This window comes from Pseudomonas syringae (assembly GCF_002157375.1).
GTDB lineage: Bacteria > Pseudomonadota > Gammaproteobacteria > Pseudomonadales > Pseudomonadaceae > Aquipseudomonas > Aquipseudomonas syringae_T.
In genome coordinates, this window is record NZ_MTSA01000006.1 from 1 (window position 1) to 23,558 (window position 23,558).

Here is a 23,558-nt window from a genome sequence, read left to right on the forward strand (position 1 = left end):
TGGGGCGAATTATAGACAGATCACAGAGGGCGTCAACCGTTAATTTCAAAAACCCGAAAATTAGCCAGTCACGGCCCGTAGCTATATAGAGAAGCGTCTTAAAGTGCCTTCTTCTATATAGCTACAACACCCCGCTTGCTCGCAGCGACGCAACCTCTTCATTGCGCAACCCAAGAAGGTCATGCAATACCTGGTCGGTATGCTCCCCCAGCAAGGGAGGCGCCCTGCGATACTCAACGGGTGTTTCGGACAGGCGAATCGGGCTGGCGACCTGCGGAACGCTGCCACCCAGCAAATGGGGAAGCTCAATCGCCAACCCGCGAGCCACGACCTGCGGATCAGCAAACACCTGGGCCAGATCATTGACCGGCCCGCAGGGTACGCCCGCCGCCTCCAGCGCTGTCACCCACCACCCCGTCGGCCTGAACACCGTGACCTGTCGAATCAACGGAATCAGTTCGGCGCGATGGGCCACTCGCAGCTTATTCGTCAGAAAGCGCGGATCATCTGCCCACTGCGACTGCCCCGCCACCTCGGCGAACTTTCTGAACTGGCTGTCATTGCCGACCGTAAGGATCAGATCACCATCCGCAGTCGGAAAGCTCTGATAGGGGACGATATTGGGATGGGCATTGCCCAGACGCCCCGGCGCTACCCCCGTCGTCAGGTAGTTCATCGCCTGATTGGCCAGGCAGGCCACCTGCACATCCAGCAATGCCATATCAATGCATTGGCCGGCACCGCTCTGATCGCGGTGAGCCAAAGCAGCAAGAATGGCCGTCGTCGAATACAGGCCGGTCAGAATATCGGTCAGCGCGACGCCGACTTTCACCGGGCCTGCACCTTCTTCACCCTCCGGCAAACCGGTAAGGCTCATCAGGCCGCCAAGTGCCTGAATCATGAAGTCGTACCCCGGACGCGTTGCATAAGGACCGCTTTGCCCGAACCCGGTAATGGAGCAATAGATCAGTCGCGGGTTGACGACCTTGAGCGACTCGTAATCCAGCCCATAAGCCGCCAGCCCACCGACCTTAAAGTTTTCGATCACGATATCGGACTTCGCCGCCAGCGCCCGCACCAGCTTCTGCCCTTCGGGACGTGTGAAATCGATGGTGACTGATTGCTTGTTACGGTTGGCGGACAGGTAATACGCCGCCTCACTCGTGTTCTGCCCGGCCGTGTCTTTAAGAAACGGTGGCCCCCATGCGCGGGTGTCATCGCCACTGCCTGGACGCTCGACCTTGATGACATCAGCCCCAAGGTCGGCAAGGATCTGCCCGGCCCAAGGTCCGGCCAGAACGCGCGACAAGTCGAGCACTCGGATATGTGAAAGCGCCCCCATGATCAGCCCTCCTTAATAGAAAGCCTGAATACCGGTCTGCGCACGTCCCAGAATCAACGCATGCACGTCATGCGTCCCCTCATAGGTGTTCACCACTTCAAGATTGACCAGGTGCCTTGCAATACCGAACTCGTCCGAGATGCCATTACCGCCCAGCATGTCGCGAGCCATGCGCGCGATATCCAGCGATTTGCCGCAGGAGTTGCGCTTCATGATCGAGGTAATCTCTACCGCAGCTGTGCCTTCGTCTTTCATGCGACCCAGGCGCAGGCAACCTTGCAGCGCCAGCGTGATCTCGGTCTGCATGTCCGCGAGCTTTTTTTGTATAAGCTGATTGGCCGCCAGCGGACGCCCGAATTGCTGCCGATCGAGCGTGTATTGCCGCGCGGTGTGCCAGCAGAACTCCGCCGCCCCCAAAGCACCCCAGGAGATACCGTAGCGTGCCGAGTTGAGGCAGGTAAAAGGGCCTTTGAGACCGCGCACGTCCGGGAAGATGTTCTCCTCGGGCACGAACACGTTATCCATGACGATCTCGCCAGTGATCGACGCACGCAAACCGACTTTGCCATGAATGGCCGGAGCGCTCAGCCCGGCCCAGCCCTTTTCAAGAATGAAACCGCGAATGTCGCCCGCATCATCTTTGGCCCACACCACAAACACGTCTGCAATCGGGCTGTTGGTGATCCACATCTTGCTGCCACTCAAACGATAGCCACCCTCGACACTCCGCGCACGGGTGATCATCGCGCCGGGGTCAGAGCCGTGATCGGGCTCGGTCAGGCCAAAGCAGCCAATCCATTCGCCCGATGCCAGCTTGGGCAGGTATTTCTCTTTCTGGGCCTGCGTACCGAACTCATTGATCGGCACCATGACCAGCGAGGACTGCACACTCATCATTGACCGGTAGCCCGAATCGATGCGCTCCACTTCACGAGCGATCAGCCCGTAACAGACGTAATTCAAACCACTGCCGCCGAATTCCTCGGGGATCGTCGCACCCAGCAGCCCCACCTCACCCATTTCACGGAAGATGGCCGGGTCGGTTTTCTCGTGTCGAAACGCCTCCAGCACGCGCGGGGCTAGCTTGCTCTGGGCGAACTGTTCTGCCGTGTCGCGAACCATGCGCTCTTCTTCGGTGAGCTGTTGGTCCAACAGCAGTGGATCGATCCAGTTGAAGCTTGCCTTGCCGCTCATGCCCGTTCCTCATATTCAGCTGAAAAATCCTGTAACGATCCTAGCCCCGGTTCAACCCCGCGACAAACGAGGTTTTATCAATCCCTTGTGCTAATTTCTCACTCCGGAGTGCCGATTACCGCGCCACACTGAAAAAACCAGTGAGAAGAAAGTACATGAGACGCAAGATACCCAGCACGACCGCACTGGTGAGTTTCGAGGCAGCTGCACGGCATGAAAGCTTTACCAAAGCGGCTCACGAGCTTTCCCTGACCCAAGGCGCCGTGTGCCGGCAAATCGGCGGGCTGGAAGCGTTTCTGGGCATCGAACTGTTCCGACGCTCTCGACGCGGCGTAAAGCTGACCGAGGCCGGGCTGTCTTACAGTAGACGCGTTGCCCAGCAACTGGACGCCGTTGAGCGCGATACGCTCTCGGTCATGGGCCAGCAAGGTGCCAACGCGATCGAGCTGGCGGTGGTTCCCACGTTCGGCACCCAATGGCTGTTGCCGCGCCTGAAAGACTTCCAGCACAAGCATCCGGATGTCACCGTTCACCTGACCAACCGCACTCGCCCGTTCCTGTTCGCCGACACCGATTTCGATGCCGCCATCTATTTTGGCGACGCCGACTGGTCCGGCACAGAATCACACCGGCTGATGGGCGAGAACTCCATGCCCGTGTGCAGCCCGTCATTCCTGGAGGGTCGGGATAGCCTGACCGCAGGCGATCTGGCCGAGCTGCCGCTGCTTCAACAAACCACTCGACCCTACGCATGGCGCCAATGGTTCAACGCGCAAAGCCAGGACGTCGCACGCGACATGACAGGGCCTCGTTACGAGCTGTTTTCGATGTTGGCACAGGCGGCGATGCACGACATGGGCGTGGCACTGATCCCGCCCTTTCTCATCCAGCGCGAATTGCGCGAACAGCGCCTGGTGATCGCAAACCCTCAATCACTGCCCAGCAACAAGGCTTATCACCTCATGATTCCCGAGCGTAAAGTCGAGTCAGCCTCCCTCACTGCGTTTAGAGACTGGCTGGTCGATCAGGCTCGGGAGTATCAGTTGCCTCAGGAAAAGAGTCAGGCACCCCGGTAACACGGACGCGCAGGCTTTTTACATTTCGAGTAACAGTGTTTTGTGTTGAAAGCCCCCAATTAGAGCCCTCCAATGCGACCTTGGTAGCAGGACGAACCTGGCTCAACGCACTAGACTTGTCGCTTTGCTGCCACCCCAGAGACAGAACCCCATGTACCCTGACCGTATCCGCCTGCCTTCCCTGATGAGCAAGGTTATGAGCGCAGCCGATGCTGCCGCGTTGATTGAAGACGGCATGACCGTCGGTATGAGCGGCTTCACTCGCGCAGGCGAAGCCAAGGCTGTGCCCCATGCGCTGGCCGAGCGCGCCAAAGTGACACCGCTGAAAATCAGCCTGATGACCGGCGCCAGCCTGGGCAATGACCTGGACAAGCAATTGACCGAGTCCGGCGTGCTCTCCCGCCGCATGCCTTTTCAGGTCGACAGCACACTGCGCAAGGCCATCAACAACGGCACCGTGATGTTCATTGACCAGCACTTGTCCGACACGGTTGAGCTGTTGCGCAATCGACAGATCAAAGCGGTGGACCTTGCTGTCATCGAATGCGTCGCGATCACCGAAGACGGACATCTGGTGCTCAGCACCTCAGTCGGCAACTCGGCCAGTTTTGCCATCCTCGCCAAACAGGTCATTGTGGAAATCAACCTGGCTCAGCCGCTGGAGCTCGAAGGGTTGCACGATATCTACATTCCCAGCTATCGACCTACCCGTCTGCCCATTCCGGTGCTGGAGGCTGACTCGCGTATCGGCAGCCATGCCGTCAAGATCGACCCGGCAAAAATCGTCGGCATTGTCATCAGCAACCAGCCCGATTCGCCCTCCACTGTCACGCCACCGGACGTCGACACTCAGGCGATCGCCAATCACCTGGTCGAGTTCTTCAAGAAGGAAGTGCGCGAAGAACGACTGACTGACAAGCTGATGCCCCTGCAGGCAGGTATCGGAAACATCGCCAACGCCGTGATGCACGGGCTGCTGGAATCGCCGTTCAACGACCTGACCATGTATTCGGAGGTTCTGCAGGACTCGACCTTCGACCTGTTCGACGCCGGCAAACTGACCTTCGCTTCAGGCAGCTCCATGACCTTGTCCGCCGCCAAGCACGCTGAAGTTTTTGCCGACTTCAACCGTTACAAGTCGAGGCTGGTGTTGCGCCCACAGGAAATTTCCAATCACCCGGAAGTTATACGTCGCCTGGGGATCATCGGAATCAACACCGCGCTGGAGTTCGACCTGTACGGCAACGTCAACTCCACTCACGTTTGCGGGACGCGCATGATGAACGGGATCGGCGGCTCCGGCGATTTCTCTCGCAACGCGCACCTGGCGATATTCGTCACCAAGTCGATTGCCAAGGGCGGTGCGATTTCCAGCGTGGTGCCAATGGTCAGTCACGTTGACCATACCGAACACGACGTCGACATCCTCGTCACCGAGCAGGGCCTGGCAGACCTGCGAGGCCTTGCGCCACGCGAACGCGCCAGAGTGATCATCGACAACTGTGTGCATCCGGACTATCGAGACGCGCTTGAGACTTACTTCAGCGCCGCTTGCGCGCTGGGCGGACACACGCCACACATCCTGCGCGAAGCACTGAGTTGGCACATCAACCTGGAAGAGACCGGACGCATGCTGCCGGCCTGAGCAGGACAGTTTCAAGCGAGCAAACGGTTTTCTGTATCACGTGCCGATTGACCTGCTGCTCTTTTCAAAAAACTGTACTTCTGTACCGGTCATAAAACTGCCAAAGAAGGCGATATTCACCACAATCGAGCACAAAACGCACCACAAGAGTGCTGACCGGTACAGTTGCCCCATTTATGAACAAAACAGTGCCCAATCACAGTTAACTGAACCAGCACAATACAAGTGAACTGTGCCTATGGAATCTGGACGTGTGCGAGGAAAATGGGCACCAGTCAAGCAACTCACTTATCCCGCCACAAGCGGAAGGAAGTCACACCATGGAACGTACACTCAGTTCCGATCTGTTCAGCGAAAGCACCGTCAACACTGCAAAAGCTTCTTTGCCTCTGCGCGTATTCGCCAACCTGATGCTCTGGCAGCGTCGCCTGTCCAGCCGTCATCAACTGGCTCGTCTGGATGCACGCCTGCTGGCTGACGCCGGTATCAGCGAATCCCAGCGTTACGAAGAGCTGAGCAAGCCGTTCTGGCGCTAAGTTAGCGCTTGCTGGTCCCAGGCCTTCAAGGTCTCCCACCAGCACTCCGAATTGCTTCACACAAGGCCCGACTCAGGCAACTGAGGCGGGTCTTGTCGTTTTCGGGCCGCCATTTATTAGCGGACCTTAAGGCGCAGCAGTACAGTTTTTAAGATTTCAAAAAAAGCAGATACAGTCACCCATGCTGCGCACCACGCGATGTCCAGCTATCGACTGCCATGACAAGCGTGGCGTCGGTGGGATAGTCTAGCGGTCTATCTCAGCCCTTTGGCTTCGCAAGCAGCCTGTGCCCTTTTGTCCACAATGGAATTCGATCATGTCTCTGCTACGTAACCTTGGCGCTGCCTTCCTGTTGACCGCCGCAGCCGGCGCAAACGCTTCCAGCTTTATTGTGACCACTGATGCTTTGGTTGACGCATTCAACGCATCGACCCGTGCCACCTCCAATTTGTCCTCCTCCCTGAAGGACGACAAGATCGTTCAGGCGGCACGTGAAGATGCCGCCAGCTTCGTGGCGAGCTCCGGCGAAATCCGTGGCGCCCGACTGGAAAGCGCACTGCAGCACATCCGCCAGCAACTGCCTGAACTGCAAGCCACCGATGGCCAACTGGCTCAGGCCATTCTGACCATCTGACACACTGTCACCGTCATCGGTGATCCGGCCGGGGTAGCTCTGGCCGGAGCATTACGCTAGCCTTGACGCCTGTTTTGCCGCTTCGTGAAAGTCATGCGTTTACTGCACCTTCTGTTTATCGCACCTTTAGCCAGCCTGGCGTTTGCCGGCCAGGCCCAAGCGTTCGATACGACCACACAAGGCCTGGTAAAAACCGGCTATGTCACCAGTCAGGTCACGACGGCCCCGTTCGACAACAAGCTGATCGTGGCTGCTCGGGATGATGCCGCTGCGTTCGTTGCCAGCGACGGGCACATGCTAGGCGCCAGACTCGAGTCGGCATTGCGCGCGCTACGCCAGTCGGATGCAAAACTTCACGCCAGCGACCTTGAACTGGCGCAGGCAATCCTCGTCCAATAGCCACTTTCCCCTCTTTGCGTAACTGGAGACGTCACTACATGCGTACCCCGCTGATTGCTGCTTCCCTTGGCCTGCTACTGCTGGCCGACCTTGCTCAGGCCCAGACCGTTGTAGCCACAAGCAACATCATTGTTCGTGCGTTCGGCCGTACCATCGACTTCACCTCTGACACCACCACCTCGATCCGTGACTCCAAGGTCGTGATTCAGGCCAAGGACGATGCCGCAAGCTACGTCGCCAGCGGTGGCGATATCCACGGCGCGCAGCTCGACGCTGCATTCGATACGCTCCGCACCCGTGTGCCGGAAGCACGGGATGCCAGCGACCAGACCCTGGCCGAAGCAATCCTCGCATTGTGAGGCGACTGTGCGCCTGGCTGCTTGCTGGCGCGCTGTCGCTGGCCGGAACGCATGCCTTTGCCAGCCTGAAGCTGGAACTGCATACCGACGGTCTTGATGCCGCCCAACAGCAAGCCAGTCAGACGCTGCTCGACGAAGCCATGCGGGCGCTACCGCCCAGCTTCGTCGAGGCGCTGGACAGAACCGTCGAGGTCACTTGGTCCGGCGACATGCCGCAAAATGCCTACGGCCAGGCCGCCGGCCCTTATCAGCTATACCTCAACAGTCATTTGCTGCCTTCGTTGACCGATGGCTCCGCCGCCACCGCCCAGACAGGCCGTCCACACGGCACGGTTCGCCGGGAACTGCTCGCTACCGTTCTGCATGAGCTGACTCATGTGTATGACCGCTCACGTCTGTGGTCGCCGAGCGAGCGGACCCTGATATTCCGCTGCGCATCGCGTGGCAGCTCACTGGGCAAGGTCGGCCTTCCGGACAACTGTCGCGGTCAGACCGACCGACGTTTTACCTTGAGCGATGACCCGCGCCTGCTGGACCTGGCAGGCTGGCAGCAATATGTAGGACGTCGCGGCGAGCGCGAGGAACATAACGGTCAGGTTGCCCGCAGCCCGGATATTTACGAGACCACCAGCCCGCTGGAGTTCGTGGCGGTCAACATGGAGTACTTTCTGCTCGACCCGGCCTATGCCTGTCGTCGCCCGGCGCTCTATGCCTACTACAAAGAGCGCTTTGGCTGGGCACCCGCAGCACAGGCGCAATGCCCGACGTTTTACCCGTACCTGAACGCCGGCAGCGACTTCGGTCGAGAACCGCTCGGCAAGCTGGACCCGGAGCGGGTCTATGCGGTTGATTATCTGCTGGCCGAGGCCAATCAGAACTGGGCCAGCCGTTGGGGCCACAGCATGTTGCGCCTGGTGATCTGCAAACCGGGTCGTCCGCGAGGGCCGGATTGCCGCCTGGACCTGGATCAGCATCTGGTGCTGTCTTACCGGGCGTTTGTCGGCGACGTTCAGCTTTCAAGCTGGGACGGCCTGATGGGCGCCTATCCGTCACGGCTTTTTGTGCTGCCGCTGGCCCAGGTGATCGACGAGTACACCAAGACCGAACTGCGAAGCCTCGCGTCCGTGCCGATCAAACTGTCCCGCCCGGAAATCGAAGGGTTGGTCCAGCATGCCGCCGAGATGCATTGGAGCTACGACGGCAACTACTATTTCCTCTCGAACAATTGCGCAGTTGAAAACCTCAAGCTGCTGCGCAGCGGCACGCACAACCCCAAGCTGGTTGGTCTGGACAGCATTCTGCCCAACGGTTTGCTGGAGGTTCTGAAAGGCCGGGGCCTGGCAGATACCAGCGTACTGGACGACCCCAAGGAAGCCTTGCGTCTGGGTTATCGATTCGATTCGTACCGTGACCGCTACCAGGCAATGTTTGAGGTATTGAAGAAGCATCTGCCCATCAAGCAGAACACCGTAGAAGAATGGATGGCACTACCGGCGAGCGAACGCAGCCAATGGTTCGAGAAGGCCGACCTGCAGACCAGTGCGGCCATCCTTCTGCTGGAACAAGCCAGTCTGCGTCGACAGTTGCTGCTGGCACAGGATGAAGTGAAGCAACGCTACCTCGGAGCGCGGGAACTGAAAGACGGCAGGGTCTCAAAGGCCACGACTACGTTGCAGGAGATACTTGCCGGCAGCGGGTTCCTGAGTCGCCCTGCCGAACTGCTGGGCAGTGGCGGTTACGGTTTGCCGCAGGCGAGCGAATGGCAGCGCCTTGAAGCGGAAAGCAGCCAGCGCCAGAAGCAGCTCAAGCGGCTGACAGGCGATCTCGACAAGGAAGTGCGCGCACTGCTGGAGCCTGACCGAGCCAAAGAAATCGCGGCCAACGAAGCCAATCTCAAACAGATGGGCGAACACCTTCGTGCCTTGCACAAGGCGGCAGGCGGCTTGCAACTGCCGTGATCAGGCCTTTTTCTTCCTGGGTTTAAGGTATTTGGTCAGGCCCTGGAACCAGATCACCAGGGCCGGGTTGCCCTTGATCTCGATGTCCTTGTCCTGAATGCCCCTCATGAAGGCCAACTGTTTGTTTTTCGCCTGCAAGGTGTCAAAGCCAAACGCTGCATCACGAAACGCGATGGCAAAGGCAGGCTCGGCAACCGTACCGGTCGCACTGCGAATACGCTGTTCCTCCACAACGAAGTGGCGTGCAACTTTACCGTCTTTAGTCTGCAACTGGAACGTCAGGTTCTTGCCAGCCAACTGCTGCTGGAAATCAGGATTGTCTCGACTGGCGCGAGCCATGAGCCGACCCAACATCCACAAAAGAAAACGAAATTTCATACAGGCCTCGGCTCGAACCCGACCCCGTCGTCGGGATCGTGGTGTTCATGACAGTGTAGCGGTTTACCTACAAAAACCTGTATGGAAAGATACATATCGAAGGAGATCGACACACGAAGCCTCCTTCGACACCACAATGCTGCTTCGCGCGGGAAGCAGCATCACGGTTACATCAGCGGATGCTGTTGATGCTGCCTTTGCTGCCGGTCACTTTCACGTTGACCTTCTTGAAGATGAAGTAGTCCTGAACGCTGACTTCGTAGCGCGGCGCCACAATCAGGTCGGCTCCCGAAGATTTGACCGCTTTGTAAGCAGCAGCGGCCTTGGCTGTCGATACCGGATCGGGCAACGCCAGGCCCAGGCCACCGCCGCTCGAGCCACCGTAGGCCACACCATCGGCAAACCGGGTATCGCCGCCAAAACTCAGGACGTTGAACAGCACGTTGGTAGAGGATTCACCGCTGATGGCGCCACCGACCTTGATGTCCGCTTTCAGGTCAGTCTTGACCGTGCCTTCCAGCGGAGCACTTGGCTGGCTGACGTTGTAGCTGACACAACCGCTGGTTGCAGCGATCAGAGCTGCAACGGCAGCGCACTTCCATAGCTTTTTCATTCGAGATTTCCCAAGAGTAATGTTGAGGGGTACAGCAAGGGCGGCACTCTAGGGGATCGGACAATAAGAAGAAGTCAGGCAGGGCTGGGTTTCAGGAAGGCAGTTGTACGAAATCGAGTAGGACAATTCTCACAGATGACACAGGTATGTTATCCGTACCACATGACACACATCAAAACGGGCACCCCATCTGATGAGTGTGCCCGCTTGTCAGGTGCGCGCCTCCTGCGAAGGCGCGCACCAACGTATCAAGGGTTGACGCTGTCTTTCAGGAATTTCCCCGGTTTGAAGGCAACGGTGTTGCTTGCCTTGATTTTTACCGGCTCCCCGGTTTGTGGGTTTTTGCCAGTACGCGCGCCGCGATGGCGTTGCAGAAACGTTCCAAAGCCCACAAGCGTGACACTGTCCTTACGGTGCAGTGCGCCAGTGATTTCTTCGAGAATGGCATCCAGGACTTTCTTGGCCTGTTCCTTGGTGAGATCCGCTTTTTCAACAATAGCGGCTGCAAGATCTGGTTTACGCATATGAAGCCTCTTTTACGGTTTTTGTTTTTATGTCCCGCGCCGCTATAACAAACGGCTACAAGGCGCTGCGACGGCTCTACGTCGCGGCAGACAGTAATGAGAATGTCATGCCGGACTGGCCCGCGCCAGTACATGAACGAGGTTTCTGAACGGAAATATAGCGACTATCCGACAAAATGCGTCGAAATCATGCCAATAACGCAGGTAAAACCTTGTTCAGTGCGAGTTTTTCCATAACGGCCGCTCCTGTCAACGCATAGCCCAGCAGATTGCCATCGGCGTCGCGGCAGAGCGCCTTGATGTCACTCCCCTGCCCTTCGATATGCCATTGGCCAGCAGTCCCGCGCGGTGGCGTCGAAACCACCAGCGGGCAGGCTGGCGTTTTTACTGTGACAGGCATCGGCCCGTATTTCACCGCCGTTGGAGTGCCGGCCAGCGTTTGGGCCAACGCGCGGGCGCAGCTCATCAGCGGCATCACGTACAACAGGTTGAGGCCGTCGACTTCGGCGCAATCGCCCAGCGCATGGATATTGGCGTGAGACGTCTGCAACTGACGATCAACCAGAATGCCGCGCCCCGTCTGCAAACCCGCAGCCGCCGCCAGATCGATGCGCGGACGCAGACCGATAGCGGACACCACCAGATCGCAATCGATGACCTGTCCGTCAGACAAATGCGCTTGCAAACCTTCGCTGTCGCGATTCAGACGTGTCAGCACCGGGCCTAGATGGAAACGTGCGCCCAGGCTTTCAAGACCGCTCTGGACCGCGGTCGCAGCGGCGAGAGGCAGCAAGGTCGGCATGACCTGCTCGCATGGCGCCACCAGGTCGACTTCGTAGCCGCCCAGCATCAAGTCATTGGCGAACTCGCAGCCGATCAGCCTCGCCCCCAGAATCAGAACCCGACGTTTACCGGCCGCAGCAGCTCGGAAACGGGCGTAATCCTGAAGGTCGTTGATGGGGAAAATCGCATCGTCTGCGTCACCTTCCACCGGCACGCGAATGGCCTCGGCGCCCCAGGCCAGTATCAGGTCACGGTAATGCACCGCTTCCTCACCGATCCACAGGCGTTTGTGACCCGGATCAATGCCGCTGATCCGCGTATGCGTACGGATTTCGGCCTTGAGCTGATCAGCCATAGCGCCAGGTTCGGCCATGCTCAATGCGTCGGCTTCCTTGTTTTTGCCGAAGCCGGTGGACAGCATCGGCTTGGAATAGGAGCGGCCGTCATCGGCGGTGATCAATAACAACGGGGTGTCACCGTCCAGCTTGCGAAACTCCCGAGCCAGGTTATAGCCCGCAAGGCCGGTGCCGATGATGACGACAGGTGCGCTCATTGTTCTTTCCTATTCATGGATACGCCTGACCTTCAGGCACGATCAGCCGATTTCAATCATTTCAAAGTCCATCTTGCCAACACCGCAATCCGGGCACATCCAGTCTTCCGGCACATCCTGCCAGAGCGTACCGGGCGCGATCCCGTCATCAGGCCAGCCGTCAGCTTCGTTATAGATCAAGCCACACACTATGCACTGCCACTTCTTCATATCAGGTTCTCTCGACTATCAGGCTGAAGTTGTATAACGGTCGTTTGCCGTCTGAAGGGGCGTTGTACTGATCGGCAGTGCCGGATGCAAGCCTGAATCCATAACGAGCTGTTTTGCCGGCCGTCGGTGGGGGGCTTCAATCATGTTAAGCTCGCGGCCTCGTTGGCTGTCGAAAATGACTTACCGTGACCCAGCATCCTCCCGTATTCGTTAGTCCGATCTGGCTTCTGCGAGAGCAATTGATCGATGCGCCCGAGCCTGCGATTCTCGACTGGCTGTTCCATCAGGAATCGCTCACGCGCCGGCTTGACCGTCTGTCTGACGGCGGTTTCAGCGTCCTCCCGTTGTTCGAAGGCTGGCAGCCGCTACGACTCGATGAATGTGTAGCGCTGGAACTGCCACCGGACAGCGAGGGCTGGGTTCGCGAAGTGTACTTGCAGGGCAACGGCTGTCACTGGGTGTTCGCTCGCAGCGTAGCCGCCCGCAGCGCTTTGCAGGATGGCGGGTTGCATATGGACCGGCTGGGCACGCGCTCGCTGGGTGAATTGCTGTTCAGCGACCCCGCCTTCACGCGCGGCACACTCCAGGTGTGTCATTACCCGACAAGCTGGCTGCCCAACGCCAAAGCTGCCTCGACGCTGTCGTCAGCACAGGCATCACCTCTTTGGGCGCGCCGCTCGCGTTTCAGCCGCGGCGCCTTGAGCGTGCTGGTCGCCGAAGTCTTTCTGCCTGCCCTGTGCAATGCGATTCACCATAAGGACCACGTCTGATGTACCTGTCACTGCTTAAATCGCTCAACCGTCTGAGCCCGCGGGCCTGGGACTTCATTCAGCTGACGCGGATCGACAGGCCCATCGGTTTTTACCTGTTGCTATGGCCCACCCTGTGGGCCGTCTGGATTGCAGGCAAAGGTTCGCCCTCACTGAAGACCGTGTTGATATTCGTGATCGGCGCGTTCCTGATGCGGGCAGCAGGTTGCGTGATCAATGACTTCGCTGATCGCAAGGTCGATGGCCACGTCAAACGCACGGAGCAACGCCCTCTGGTGAGCGGCAAAATCAGCTCACGCGAGGCACTGGTGCTGTTCGCGGTGCTGGTCGGCCTGAGTTTCGTGCTGGTGCTGTTCACCAATTCGACGACGATCTGGCTGTCGTTCGGCGGCCTTGCCCTGGCGGCCAGTTACCCGTTCATGAAGCGCTACACCTATTACCCGCAGGTGGTACTGGGTGCCGCGTTTTCCTGGGGGATGCCGATGGCCTTTACGGCAGAGACCGGCGACCTGCCTGCCGCGGCCTGGCTGCTGTACATCGCCAACGTGCTGTGGACGGTGGGCTACGACACCTACTACGCGATGGTGGACCGCGACGATGATGTGAAGATCGGCGTCAAATCCACTGCCGTGCTGTTCGGTGACGCTGACCGGGTCATCATCGCGACGCTACAGGGCCTGGCGCTCGGCTGCCTGATACTGGCCGGTGCCCGTTTCGAGCTGGGCGCCTGCTTTTACGCGGGCTTGCTGGTTGCCGCCGGATGCTTCGCCTGGGAGTTCTGGAGTACCCGCTCACGTGATCGAGACGCCTGCTTCAAGGCTTTTCTGCACAACCACTGGGCCGGACTGGCCATATTTCTCGGTATTGTGGCCGACTACGCCGTGCGCTGAGGCCAGCGCGGGCCATCTTCTGCCAACCTGAATAAAAAGCCATCCTGGCCTCAATAGACGGCCAGCGTGCTAGCCTCATTCAAACCTGTCACACGACTGCAATAATTCCGTTATCTAATGCGCCCCAAGACAGTTAAATGACAAGAGGTTCAAGCATGGTTGGCAGGAGCATTCTGATCGTTGACGACGAAGCGCCTATTCGCGAAATGATCGCCGTTGCGTTGGAAATGGCCGGCTACGACTGTATTGAAGCCGAAAACTCTCAGCAGGCCCATGCGATCATCGTGGACCGCAAGCCGGACCTGATCCTGCTCGACTGGATGCTGCCCGGCACATCCGGCATCGAACTGGCGCGCCGCCTCAAGCGTGACGAATTGACCGGGGATATCCCGATCATCATGCTCACCGCCAAGGGCGAAGAGGACAACAAGATCCAGGGCCTGGAAGTGGGCGCTGACGATTACATCACCAAGCCGTTCTCGCCCCGCGAACTGGTCGCGCGCCTCAAGGCCGTATTGCGCCGCGCCGGGCCGACGGATGGCGAAGCCCCTATCGAAGTTGGCGGTCTGCTGCTGGACCCGATCAGCCACCGTGTGACCATCGACGGCAAGCCGGCAGAGATGGGGCCGACCGAATACCGCTTGCTGCAATTTTTCATGACCCATCAGGAGCGCGCCTACACCCGTGGCCAGTTGCTGGATCAGGTCTGGGGCGGCAACGTGTATGTCGAAGAACGTACTGTCGACGTTCACATCCGTCGCCTGCGCAAGGCCTTGGGTGATGCGTATGAAAATCTGGTACAAACCGTGCGCGGCACAGGCTATCGCTTTTCCACAAAAAGCTGACAGCTGCTTCGTCGGCGCAGACACGCGGGCAGTGCGGATCAGACAAGGATTTACCTTTAATTGAATCAGAATTGGCACGGCACTCTGATACGCCACATGTTGTTGCTGGTCACTGCCTGCCTGATAGTCGGTCTGATCAGCGGACAATACGGCTGGAGCCTGGCCATCGGCCTGGGGCTGTATCTGGCCTGGACCCTGAAGCAGCTACTGCGCCTGCATGACTGGCTAAGCAGCCACAAGTCGGACGAACCGCCCCCGGACGGCTATGGACTGTGGGGTGAGGTCTTCGACAGCATCTATCACCTGCAACGCCGCGACCAGCGTGTTCGCGGTCGCCTGCAGGCAGTCATCGACCGGGTTCAGGAATCCACTGCAGCGTTGCGCGACGCAGTCATCATGCTCGACAGCGAGGGCAACCTGGAATGGTGGAACCGCGCAGCCGAAACCTTGTTGGGCCTCAAGACGCCGCAGGACAGCGGTCAACCCGTCACCAATCTGGTGCGGCACCCGCGTTTCAAGGAATATTTTGCGCTGGGCGATTACAGTGAACCGCTGGAAATACCCTCGCCGACCAACGACCGCTTGCGTATCCAGTTGCTGGTCACCCGCTATGGCAATAACGAACATCTGATGCTGGTACGCGATGTCACCCGTATCCATCAACTGGAGCAGATGCGCAAAGATTTCGTCGCCAACGTCTCCCACGAGTTGCGCACGCCCCTGACCGTTATCTTCGGCTACCTGGAAACACTCCTGGATAACGTGGAAGACGTGAACCCGCGCTGGGTCCGGGCCCTGCAACAGATGCATCAGCAAGGCGGGCGCATGCAGACGCTGCTCAACGACCTGCTGTTGCTGGCCAAGCTGGAAGCCACGGATTACCCCTCAGACAACAACCCGGTCATCATCACTACCTTGCTCAAGACCATCACGGCGGACGCCAATGCCTTGTCAGGCAGCAAGAACCAGCAGATCCACCTCAGCCTCGAAAGCGACATGCGCCTCAAAGGCAGCGAAAGCGAGTTGCGCAGCGCGTTCTCCAACCTGATCTTCAACGCCGTCAAATACACGCCGGCCGAGGGTGTTATCCGTGTCCGCTGGTGGGCTGACGAACGAGGCGCGCACTTGAGTGTGCAGGATTCGGGGATCGGCATCGAAACCAAGCATTTGCCGCGCCTCACCGAGCGTTTCTATCGGGTCGACACCAGTCGCGCATCCAATACCGGCGGTACGGGGCTTGGCCTGGCAATCGTCAAGCATGTGCTGCTGCGCCACCGCGGCAATCTCGAGATCAACAGCGTTCCGGGCAAGGGCAGCGTATTTACTTGCCACTTTGCCAGCGGCCAATTGTCCAAACCCTCGAACGACGACTAGGCAATCGTGCTTTCAGCGGCTACATTGCCGGGTTCATGACGTCTTGTGACGCGACATTACCCTCTTCCTGTCAATACGGACCCTGCAAAACCCAATCATGGACCCTTCCCCTAGTTTCAACCTGTCTTCACTCTTCGCCGACTTCGGCATGATTCTTTTTGCGCTGTTCCTGGTTCTGCTCAACGGTTTTTTCGTGGCGGCCGAATTCGCGATGGTCAAACTGCGCTCGACCAAGGTCGAGGCCATTGCCGACAAGAACGGCTGGCGCGGGCACATTCTGCGCAAGGTACACGGCCAGCTGGATGCCTACCTGTCAGCCTGCCAGCTGGGTATCACCCTCGCCTCGCTCGGACTGGGCTGGGTCGGTGAACCGGCCTTTGCGCACCTGCTGGAGCCGTTGCTCGCCGCATTGGGCGTGGACACGCCAGAACTGATCAAAGGCGTGTCGTTCTTTACCGCCTTCTTCATCATTTCCTATCTGCACATCGTCATCGGCGAACTGGCCCCCAAATCCTGGGCCATCCGCAAACCGGAGCTGCTCTCGCTGTGGACAGCCGCCCCGTTGTACTTCTTCTACTGGCTCATGTACCCGGCCATCTACCTGCTCAACGCCAGCGCCAACGCCATTCTGCGCATCGCGGGTCAGGGTGAGCCCGGTCCGCACCACGAACACAGCTACAGCCGCGACGAGCTGAAACTGATTCTGCACTCCAGCCGTGGCCAGGATCCCAGCGATCAAGGCATGCGTGTGCTGGCCTCTGCGGTCGAAATGGGCGAACTGGAAGTGGTCGACTGGGCCAACTCCCGCGAAGACATGGTCTCTCTGGATTTCAACGCGCCGCTCAAGGAAATCCTCGCCCTGTTCCGTCGTCACAAATTCAGCCGTTATCCACTGTACGACGCCGAACGTGGCGAGTTCGTCGGGCTGTTGCACATCAAGGACCTGCTGCTGGAGCTGGCGGCGCTGGATCACATTCCAGAGTCGTTCAACCTGGCCGAACTGACCCGTCCGCTGGAACGCGTGTCGCGGCACATGCCGCTGTCTCAGTTGCTGGAGCAATTCCGCAAAGGCGGCGCACACTTCGCAGTGGTCGAAGAGGCTGATGGCAAGATCGTCGGCTACCTGACAATGGAGGACGTGCTCGAAGTGCTGGTGGGCGATATCCAGGACGAACACCGCAAGGTAGAACGCGGCATTCTGGCGTATCAGCCGGGCAAGCTGCTAGTGCGTGGTGACACACCGCTGTTCAAGATCGAGCGCCTGTTGGGCATCGATCTGGACCATATCGAAGCCGAGACACTGGCAGGCCTGATCTACGAAACCCTCAAACGGGTGCCGGAAGAAGAGGAGCAGATGGAAGTCGAAGGCCTGCGCATCATCATCAAAAAGATGAAAGGCCCGAAAATCGTCCTGGCCAAAGTGCTGAAGCTGGATTGAGCCTTAGAGGGTTATCGTGCCAATGCTCTGCGTTGGCATGCACCCCGTGACGCTGCGCGCGCGCACCGCGCAGCACTGCACACTCAAGATCGGATGCAGGGCATTCAGAATCGCCGCCTGCCAATCAACAGCGCTAATTCCCGCCCACCGCAAAGTTGGGCAGGCTCTGTACCGGTCTGGCGAATTCGTAGGGGATCGATACCAGTTCATTGCCAATGTTGCGCTGCACGACGAAGTGCAAATGCGGGCCGGTGCTGTTGCCGGTATTGCCTGAGCGCGCCAACGCAGTGCCCACATTGACTCGCTGGCCTTCCCTGACGCTCACCGAACCCTGCATCAGGTGCAGATAAACGCCCATCGTGCCGTCCTGATGCAGAATCCGCACAAAGTTGCCGGATGCATTCGAGCCACGGCCCGACTGGTTGTTTTCGATCTTCACCACCGTACCGCCACGCGCCGCAATGATCGGTGTGCCCTCGGGCATGGCGATGTCCATTGCGTAACGCCCTTTGATACCGAAATGACTGTATTTGCCATTCGGCCCTTGAGTGAGACGAAACGGGCCACCGATCCAGGGCAACGGATACTTGTAGGCCTGCACGGTGCCTTTCGGATCGCCCAGCGTGGACGTCAGCACCGATGCGTAATTCATCGGTTTGCTCGCAACCTTGGGACTCAACACCACGACCCGCTGGTTGCTGCGTGCCGGAATCGTGCGGCGCAACGTGGTTGACGCACCTGCCACGCCCAGCACGTTGGTCACGCTGGACAGCTTGAGTTCGACTTCGACCGGGGCGTACAGATCATTGCGTACGTACAGGCTGTGTACGCCTCGTTCGCGCCTGACACTCAAGTGAACCTGCTGATCAATGCGCTCGACCATGCGGTCCCTGAACACCATGACCGACGCGCCGGGCGTTGGCCGGTCCGAGAACGACACCACGCCATCCGCATCGGTGAATTTATAGATCGTGACGGCACCCGCTGACGGGACGGTCAACGTCAGGGCAAACAGGACGAGCAGGCGTTCAAGCATCGGAAAGGATCGGGTTCAAGGGCACTGGGTGCCAAGCCTAGCAGCGTTGCACGTAGAAGAGGACCGGTCGGTATCAATCAGACATGGATAATGCGTCAGCACACCGTCGTCAGACTGCGCAGTGTGGCGGTCACACTGCGCAAAACAATAGGCTCAGGATGCCCCATAGTTCCTCAGAAACGTGACCGAGAACCGGGCGTCAGGAAAGTCGAGCTTCAGTCTGGGCAGCACGAAGCCCCCACAGGATCGGCAGGTGTCCATCAAGGTGAAGACCTTCATGGACCGCAACGACCGCCCTTGCATGTCGCGTTTTATGACGGTCGCGATCAGTCGCTCGGAGTCATGATAGCGGCCAAACTCTCTGATCCTGACCGTGTCAGCGTCCCTTATCACCGGAAGACTGGTAAACCCGGGATCAGGTGGCAGGTTCTTCATGAGCGCCCGCGCGTCGCGATAGATCACGCCATTGATCACTTGCTCGGCCTCACCGACAACATCAATACGTAGTTTGACAGCACTAGCCTTCTCTCCGGCGGACAGCGCGTAGTAGACGATTCGCTGCTCCTCCTCGGTCACGACTTCAATGTAAGAAAGATTCGCTCCGTTGATCTGCCTGGCAATCGATTTCGCAGCCTTTGAGGTGCCTATCTTTTCGACCGTCAGTGCGTTCCAGGCTGCGGAAGGTGCGGGCACGGAGCTTTCCTGAACCGGCAGCAGCGTGTTCAGGATTTCTACGACGCTTTCCTTTTCCTCTGCCGTTCGCTCAGTGATCCGAAGAAAATCAGCAATACTGTTCTTGGCCAGTTCCACGAATTTCTTCTGGCTGGCCTCGCCCGCCAGGATGTTCGCGGCATATTCCAGAAGCTCGTTTTTCTGCTGATGGGCACGGCACCCGCTCACATACTCGTCATACGTCGTGATTTCCTCGCTCCACCTGACACCCCACGCGACCTTGTCTTCTTCGTCCAGCAAATCAAACAGCAGCCGTGCAATATTTTGCTGATCTGCCAAAGCCCCCGGACGCTCACGAAATACGCGGTATTGCTCGGAAAGCCTGATGTACTCATTTATGTCGGCGGCATGCGTGACACGAGTAAACGCCAGGCTCAGGGCGCCATCAGCCGGGGTACGTGCCCTGTAGAACATCCCGGTGTCCGCCTCGATGAAAATCCAGTCACCGCCATCGAGAATCATCCGGATACCGCGCAGGGCGCGTGCGTCTTGTACACCAGAGGCAATGGCACCCAGTTGAACCACAGGGGCATGCTCATAAATCCACTGGGCATCTTGCAGCGGAAAATGCTCCGGCAGGCCTAACTGTGCATCGGCAGAAAGCACACCCGGGAACTCCGTGAGGTAATTCGGCGCTTCAGGCAGGGCAAAGAGCGCACGCTCCGACTCGGAGAGCGGCACGACCTGCGCGGCAACGCTCGAAGACGCGCCTTCGGAAGGCGTTACCCACTTGCAGATCTTGCCCTCGTCGACAAACACGTCGATGGCATCGTTACCGGACGACAGCCTGGAGAGGCCGAACTCACGGGCGGCCATTGCACGACTGGGGTATTTGCCGGTTCGGGTGGGCGAGCCGGAGCCTTCGGTAAAGGGTTCGGGCGCTGGCGTCGCCAGTTTCACGCCGCTGGTGCAAGGGATCTGTATCAGGTCACGGCGAATCCGGCAGCGATTTTCTACCTCCTGCAACCTCGCCGAACGTGAAGACAGCTTTTCCACCATCAGCTTGCGCAGTGCTGCATCAGGTGCATTGGCGTCCAAGTGGTAAATGTCATCATCGATCAGAATATCGAATACGCCTTCCTCCCTTTCGATGGCCTGCACACGGCTGCTTTCAGCGACACGCACTTCATGAATGCCGCTCTCTATCGACGCTACAGGTGCAATGCGCGGGTAGTGTTCGGGGCCGACGTGCTCTTCAACCGATAAAACCGAAAACTCCATCGCTTGACCGGCTGAAACCGACGTCAGCCTTTTCCCGAATGCGCTGTCGGATTGCGGATCAAGCAACCTGAAATCCAGGTGTTCCGGTGTCCCGACATTGCGCACATAGACATCCGTTCGACCCTCGACCCTCGCCAGCCTGTCCAGAGACGCCCCACTCGACTCCAGCGGGCTTGCAAGGCTGCCGGCAAGTCGATACATGCCTCGGTCGAGGCCAGCGCCGCTTTCAAGCAGGCTTGGTGACGAAAAAACAGTGCGCAGCGATGACACCTCATTCAACAGCCCGGCCCAGCCAGACACACCTGTCTTGAGCGCAAACCGGCCGAGGTCACGCACCGCCAATACAGCACTCTGCTTCGCCAGGCCCGACACCAATGTGCTCAACGCCCCGCCCGTCAGCGTTGCAAGCGATTCGACGCTCATTTCGCCCGCACGCATGACGATTCGGGCCGTCGACCCTGCGAACTGCCCCAAGGGAATGAGCGCAAACGCCGTATCTATCGCACAGCCGGCAACCGTGCCGGCTGAATGATCACCGGACGCCAGGTCCTTGATGCAGCCGTAGAACGGAATGATCAGGCGCGCAGCGATATCGGCATACTCGCGCTCTCTGGCCCAGATTTTTTCCCATTGGGTGTCGTGTCGATGCAACGTCTTGCTGTGCTCAAGAAAGTCGGCGAGCACGTGCGCCGCGGCCTTGGCCGCCAGAATGTCCAGGTGGCGCGACGGGTCAGCCTCGGCGAGATAGATCAACTCGGCAGAAGGAATCAGTGTGCCCTGCTGCGGCTGGTGGTAAACCGACGAAGAGCGCGAGGCAGCCCCCGTGAGATAAGCATCGCTGTCCATCGGCCTCAAGGGCGTGACCCTGGCGTGCTCGATACGCCGCAGGTGCTCATCCCTTCGGTGAAACGCCTCGGCGATCGAAACAGTGCCTGACCACGTGACATCCTCGACTTCATAGGTGAACGCCTGAGGGATTTCCCTGACGACGCCTGATGCAGGAATCAGCTCGAAAAAACGCTCGATGACGGAGTGACCATGAAAGTCAGCGAGGTGGTTGCCTGGCTGGCAGCGGATAAAAATCCCCTGCGTCCCTTGCTGGGAGTCGAATCGTACGCGACTCAGTTCACACGTGGCGTTGAGCAGCGTCTGCCGGTCAATCGTCGACATTTCGGACAACAGCCGTCTGATGATACTGGCCTGTGCGCTCATCAATGTCGTCTGGAACAGATCGAACGCACTCGCATAGGCTTCAGGAACGGTAGGCCAGCCGTCGATGTACACCTCGCCCATCATCACCAGCTCCACAACCGAGGCGTGAGGTCGACCCGCAGCCATCAGTCGATCAACCGTGTAGGACGCGGCGACGGTAAAACCCGCATTCTGCAATACCGGCCAGCGGTCGACATGGATGCCCTGATCCCATAACCAGTGGGGAATACCCCGGTCTTTCAGCATCTGCTGCGCGAGCTGTCGTCGATCCGGAGGCTGTAGACTCAACAGGCGGTTCAACTCATCAGCGTGCAGGCCCTGCTGGTCTTTCAGATAGGTCAGTGCCTGGGTGATCTGGCCGGCGGTGGCTTGACGAACGTTGTCATGCGCTGACCATTCGATAGCGCCGTGCGCGATGGCATAGCGCAGCGCAGGAATAATCAGCGTCTGCGCCCATAAGGCATGGACACCGGGGTCACTGGAGTGCGCCAGGTCCGCACTGACCTTGATCAACGCGTCATAAGGTGTTGCCTCGGAGAGGCCGGGTGTCAGCGCTTCGACCAGCGCGACGCCATGCAGCAAGGCCACACTTTCCAGTGAGCGCCCGTATTGAAGGTGGTCCGGAACACCTTCGATCAACAGTTCTGGCATCGTTTCGCGCAGAAACAGGTAATGCAGCAGGTCAACGGTACTTGTTCTGTACTCCTTGCAGTGGGTCCGGATCAATTCACGAATCCGGTCACGAAGACCGACATGGCTGTGTTCGCAAACCCATCCACGTCGCAGGGCGCTTTCAAGAGACTCGCTGGCACCCTTCATCGTGCCCACAAAGTGATCGATCACTGCGCGCCCTGCCAACGCCTGGGTAATCGCCGGCGAGGCACGCTCGCCAGGCCAGCCCCCGTACCAGCCCATGCTGGCGAGCATCGGTGCAAATACGGATTGAAACTGTGCAGTCTGTATCAGCGCATGCCAGACCTCACGAGGCTTGAAGCGCAATGTGATGTCTGGCCCGCTGGCAACACAGAGCAGCTCGATACCCGATTGGGTGAACAGCTCGTCAGCGTTCCGGACTGCACTCCAGGTTTCCAGAGGCGGGATGTTCACCTGGAGACGCTGCGTGCCGGGCAGCGACTCGCTCAGCTTCCGGCTCGACTGCAGCGACGGCATGAGCAACACGGTGGCCAGTGCGATCAGCGACTGCGGCGAAAGAGCCGGGTATGCGACCCTGATCCCGTCTGCCAGCGACAGTGCGCGCATGCCCGGCGTATCGATGGCGGCATGAAGGGCCGCGTCCAGCCAGGGCTCGTTATCAGGATTGACGACGTGCGCGGCCAGCCTGGGCAAGGCGTCTACCAGCGCCTCAAATGACATGTCTGCAGACCATTCGACCTGCGACGCTTCGTCAGGCCACCCGCCGTTCGGCAAAGCGGCCAGCTTGAGGACGAGCGCTGTTTTTGTCGCGAAAACGGTCAGTTGCCGGTTAAGCGAATTCAGTAATGCGTCGTCGTGGTATTCGGCATCCGGCGTCAGGCCGATCAGGGCCTGGCAGAACAGGTCAAGATCAGGACGCTTCGTGACGAGCGTCGCGGAGCGAGCCGTGGGGCTGATCGTATGGGCAGTGTGCGGTTGAAGCGAAGGTGAAGGCATTGAAGTGTTTTCCAGTAGGTGTGTGCATGAGTCATGCGACTGGAAAAACTAAATAGAAAACCGCTTCAGCGCGAAATACGCAGAAACGTATGCGTCACGCAGGAAGCGCCACTGCAAGCCGTAGGCTGCTCCACTCCACGGAGTGGGGCCTGCGCACATAGCAGCCGCGCTGTTGAGCGCAGGCAG

General features: G+C 58.9%; 21 protein-coding genes. 12 read left to right on the plus strand and 9 right to left on the minus strand.

The genetic code is table 11. The features are described 5' to 3' along the window. Positions 1-121: 121 nt before the first annotated feature. Positions 122-1,345 (minus strand): CaiB/BaiF CoA transferase family protein, encoded by a 1,224-nt coding sequence (locus tag BW686_RS08710; protein WP_179149224.1) that lies wholly within the window; start codon positions 1,343-1,345, stop codon positions 122-124. Positions 1,346-1,354: 9 nt separating this feature from the next. Then, the gene (locus tag BW686_RS08715) at positions 1,355-2,536 is read right to left on the minus strand and encodes an acyl-CoA dehydrogenase (RefSeq protein ID WP_084915939.1); all 1,182 of its coding nucleotides are present in this window, start codon (positions 2,534-2,536) and stop codon (positions 1,355-1,357) included. Positions 2,537-2,691: 155 nt separating this feature from the next. On the opposite strand from BW686_RS08715, the gene BW686_RS08720 reads away from it, so the two are divergent. The 7 genes from BW686_RS08720 to BW686_RS08750 all read left to right on the plus strand — a co-directional run bounded on the left by BW686_RS08720 (position 2,692) and on the right by BW686_RS08750 (position 9,143). Further along, positions 2,692-3,612, plus strand: coding sequence for a LysR family transcriptional regulator (locus tag BW686_RS08720; protein ID WP_084915940.1), 921 nt, complete (start codon positions 2,692-2,694; stop codon positions 3,610-3,612). A gap of 151 nt (positions 3,613-3,763) precedes the next feature. Continuing rightward, a complete protein-coding gene (locus BW686_RS08725; protein WP_084915941.1) occupies positions 3,764-5,257 on the plus strand; it encodes an acetyl-CoA hydrolase/transferase family protein in 1,494 nt (497 codons plus the stop codon). 320 nt (positions 5,258-5,577) lie between these two features. Continuing rightward, on the plus strand, positions 5,578-5,793 hold the full coding sequence (locus BW686_RS08730; protein WP_024675714.1) for a DUF1127 domain-containing protein: 216 nt from the start codon (positions 5,578-5,580) through the stop codon (positions 5,791-5,793). A 316-nt stretch (positions 5,794-6,109) separates the two neighbouring features. Further along, a complete protein-coding gene (locus BW686_RS08735) occupies positions 6,110-6,427 on the plus strand; it encodes a DUF2388 domain-containing protein (RefSeq protein ID WP_084915942.1) in 318 nt (105 codons plus the stop codon). Positions 6,428-6,520: 93 nt separating this feature from the next. Beyond that, positions 6,521-6,826, plus strand: a complete 306-nt coding sequence (locus tag BW686_RS08740) for a DUF2388 domain-containing protein (protein ID WP_084915943.1) — start codon at positions 6,521-6,523, stop codon at positions 6,824-6,826. A gap of 38 nt (positions 6,827-6,864) precedes the next feature. Continuing rightward, positions 6,865-7,185, plus strand: a complete 321-nt coding sequence (locus tag BW686_RS08745; RefSeq protein ID WP_084915944.1) for a DUF2388 domain-containing protein — start codon at positions 6,865-6,867, stop codon at positions 7,183-7,185. Further along, positions 7,182-9,143, plus strand: coding sequence for a DUF7844 domain-containing protein (locus BW686_RS08750; protein ID WP_084915945.1), 1,962 nt, complete (start codon positions 7,182-7,184; stop codon positions 9,141-9,143). The genes BW686_RS08745 and BW686_RS08750 overlap by 4 nt, the downstream gene beginning before the upstream one ends. Here the strand turns inward: BW686_RS08750 and BW686_RS08755 are convergent, their stop codons facing one another. The 5 genes from BW686_RS08755 to BW686_RS08775 all read right to left on the minus strand — a co-directional run bounded on the left by BW686_RS08755 (position 9,144) and on the right by BW686_RS08775 (position 12,204). Further along, positions 9,144-9,521, minus strand: coding sequence for an SCP2 sterol-binding domain-containing protein (locus BW686_RS08755; protein WP_084915946.1), 378 nt, complete (start codon positions 9,519-9,521; stop codon positions 9,144-9,146). A 172-nt stretch (positions 9,522-9,693) separates the two neighbouring features. Continuing rightward, the gene (locus BW686_RS08760) at positions 9,694-10,134 is read right to left on the minus strand and encodes a hypothetical protein (RefSeq protein WP_084915947.1); all 441 of its coding nucleotides are present in this window, start codon (positions 10,132-10,134) and stop codon (positions 9,694-9,696) included. 248 nt (positions 10,135-10,382) lie between these two features. Next, entirely contained in the window at positions 10,383-10,658 is a 276-nt protein-coding gene (locus BW686_RS08765) for an HU family DNA-binding protein (protein ID WP_084915948.1), read from the minus strand. Positions 10,659-10,845: 187 nt separating this feature from the next. Further along, positions 10,846-11,994: an NAD(P)/FAD-dependent oxidoreductase gene (locus tag BW686_RS08770; protein WP_084915949.1), complete on the minus strand. Its 1,149-nt coding sequence runs from the start codon at positions 11,992-11,994 to the stop codon at positions 10,846-10,848. A 42-nt stretch (positions 11,995-12,036) separates the two neighbouring features. Continuing rightward, a complete protein-coding gene (locus tag BW686_RS08775; RefSeq protein WP_003316106.1) occupies positions 12,037-12,204 on the minus strand; it encodes a rubredoxin in 168 nt (55 codons plus the stop codon). Between the two features lie 185 nt (positions 12,205-12,389). Between BW686_RS08775 and BW686_RS08780 the strand changes: the two genes are divergently transcribed. The 5 genes from BW686_RS08780 (at position 12,390) to BW686_RS08800 (ending at position 17,521) form a co-directional block, all read left to right on the plus strand. Next, entirely contained in the window at positions 12,390-12,974 is a 585-nt protein-coding gene (locus tag BW686_RS08780) for a chorismate--pyruvate lyase family protein (protein ID WP_084915950.1), read from the plus strand. Beyond that, entirely contained in the window at positions 12,974-13,864 is an 891-nt protein-coding gene (gene ubiA, locus BW686_RS08785) for a 4-hydroxybenzoate octaprenyltransferase (RefSeq protein WP_084915951.1), read from the plus strand. Before BW686_RS08780 ends, ubiA begins: the two co-directional genes overlap by 1 nt. Positions 13,865-14,019: 155 nt before the next feature. Beyond that, positions 14,020-14,709 (plus strand): phosphate regulon transcriptional regulator PhoB, encoded by a 690-nt coding sequence (phoB, locus tag BW686_RS08790; protein WP_004881608.1) that lies wholly within the window; start codon positions 14,020-14,022, stop codon positions 14,707-14,709. Positions 14,710-14,805: 96 nt separating this feature from the next. Beyond that, complete coding sequence (phoR, locus tag BW686_RS08795; protein WP_256898364.1) at positions 14,806-16,083, plus strand: phosphate regulon sensor histidine kinase PhoR; 1,278 nt, start codon at positions 14,806-14,808, stop codon at positions 16,081-16,083. A gap of 97 nt (positions 16,084-16,180) precedes the next feature. Next, on the plus strand, positions 16,181-17,521 hold the full coding sequence (locus tag BW686_RS08800; RefSeq protein ID WP_084915953.1) for a hemolysin family protein: 1,341 nt from the start codon (positions 16,181-16,183) through the stop codon (positions 17,519-17,521). Positions 17,522-17,654: 133 nt separating this feature from the next. Here BW686_RS08800 and BW686_RS08805 read toward each other — a convergent pair whose 3' ends face one another. Together BW686_RS08805 and BW686_RS08810 are read right to left on the minus strand one after the other, a co-directional pair. Further along, the gene (locus BW686_RS08805) at positions 17,655-18,557 is read right to left on the minus strand and encodes a peptidoglycan DD-metalloendopeptidase family protein (RefSeq protein ID WP_084915954.1); all 903 of its coding nucleotides are present in this window, start codon (positions 18,555-18,557) and stop codon (positions 17,655-17,657) included. A 153-nt stretch (positions 18,558-18,710) separates the two neighbouring features. Then, positions 18,711-23,372, minus strand: a complete 4,662-nt coding sequence (locus tag BW686_RS08810) for a deaminase domain-containing protein (protein WP_084915955.1) — start codon at positions 23,370-23,372, stop codon at positions 18,711-18,713. Positions 23,373-23,558 lie beyond the last annotated feature (186 nt).

Excerpts from the sequence above, each read along its gene's own strand:
- BW686_RS08715 (WP_084915939.1), bottom strand. The coding sequence starts at position 2,536 with ATGAGCGGCAAGGCAAGCTTCAACTGGATCGATCCACTGCTGTTGGAC.
- BW686_RS08720 (WP_084915940.1), top strand. The coding sequence starts at position 2,692 with ATGAGACGCAAGATACCCAGCACGACCGCACTGGTGAGTTTCGAGGCA.
- BW686_RS08725 (WP_084915941.1), top strand. The coding sequence starts at position 3,764 with ATGTACCCTGACCGTATCCGCCTGCCTTCCCTGATGAGCAAGGTTATG.
- BW686_RS08730 (WP_024675714.1), top strand. The coding sequence starts at position 5,578 with ATGGAACGTACACTCAGTTCCGATCTGTTCAGCGAAAGCACCGTCAAC.
- BW686_RS08735 (WP_084915942.1), top strand. The coding sequence starts at position 6,110 with ATGTCTCTGCTACGTAACCTTGGCGCTGCCTTCCTGTTGACCGCCGCA.
- BW686_RS08740 (WP_084915943.1), top strand. The coding sequence starts at position 6,521 with ATGCGTTTACTGCACCTTCTGTTTATCGCACCTTTAGCCAGCCTGGCG.
- BW686_RS08745 (WP_084915944.1), top strand. The coding sequence starts at position 6,865 with ATGCGTACCCCGCTGATTGCTGCTTCCCTTGGCCTGCTACTGCTGGCC.
- BW686_RS08755 (WP_084915946.1), bottom strand. The coding sequence starts at position 9,521 with ATGAAATTTCGTTTTCTTTTGTGGATGTTGGGTCGGCTCATGGCTCGC.
- BW686_RS08760 (WP_084915947.1), bottom strand. The coding sequence starts at position 10,134 with ATGAAAAAGCTATGGAAGTGCGCTGCCGTTGCAGCTCTGATCGCTGCA.
- BW686_RS08765 (WP_084915948.1), bottom strand. The coding sequence starts at position 10,658 with ATGCGTAAACCAGATCTTGCAGCCGCTATTGTTGAAAAAGCGGATCTC.
- BW686_RS08770 (WP_084915949.1), bottom strand. The coding sequence starts at position 11,994 with ATGAGCGCACCTGTCGTCATCATCGGCACCGGCCTTGCGGGCTATAAC.
- BW686_RS08775 (WP_003316106.1), bottom strand. The coding sequence starts at position 12,204 with ATGAAGAAGTGGCAGTGCATAGTGTGTGGCTTGATCTATAACGAAGCT.
- ubiA (WP_084915951.1), top strand. The coding sequence starts at position 12,974 with ATGTACCTGTCACTGCTTAAATCGCTCAACCGTCTGAGCCCGCGGGCC.
- phoB (WP_004881608.1), top strand. The coding sequence starts at position 14,020 with ATGGTTGGCAGGAGCATTCTGATCGTTGACGACGAAGCGCCTATTCGC.
- phoR (WP_256898364.1), top strand. The coding sequence starts at position 14,806 with ATGTTGTTGCTGGTCACTGCCTGCCTGATAGTCGGTCTGATCAGCGGA.
- BW686_RS08800 (WP_084915953.1), top strand. The coding sequence starts at position 16,181 with ATGGACCCTTCCCCTAGTTTCAACCTGTCTTCACTCTTCGCCGACTTC.
- BW686_RS08805 (WP_084915954.1), bottom strand. The coding sequence starts at position 18,557 with ATGCTTGAACGCCTGCTCGTCCTGTTTGCCCTGACGTTGACCGTCCCG.
- BW686_RS08810 (WP_084915955.1), bottom strand. The coding sequence starts at position 23,372 with ATGCCTTCACCTTCGCTTCAACCGCACACTGCCCATACGATCAGCCCC.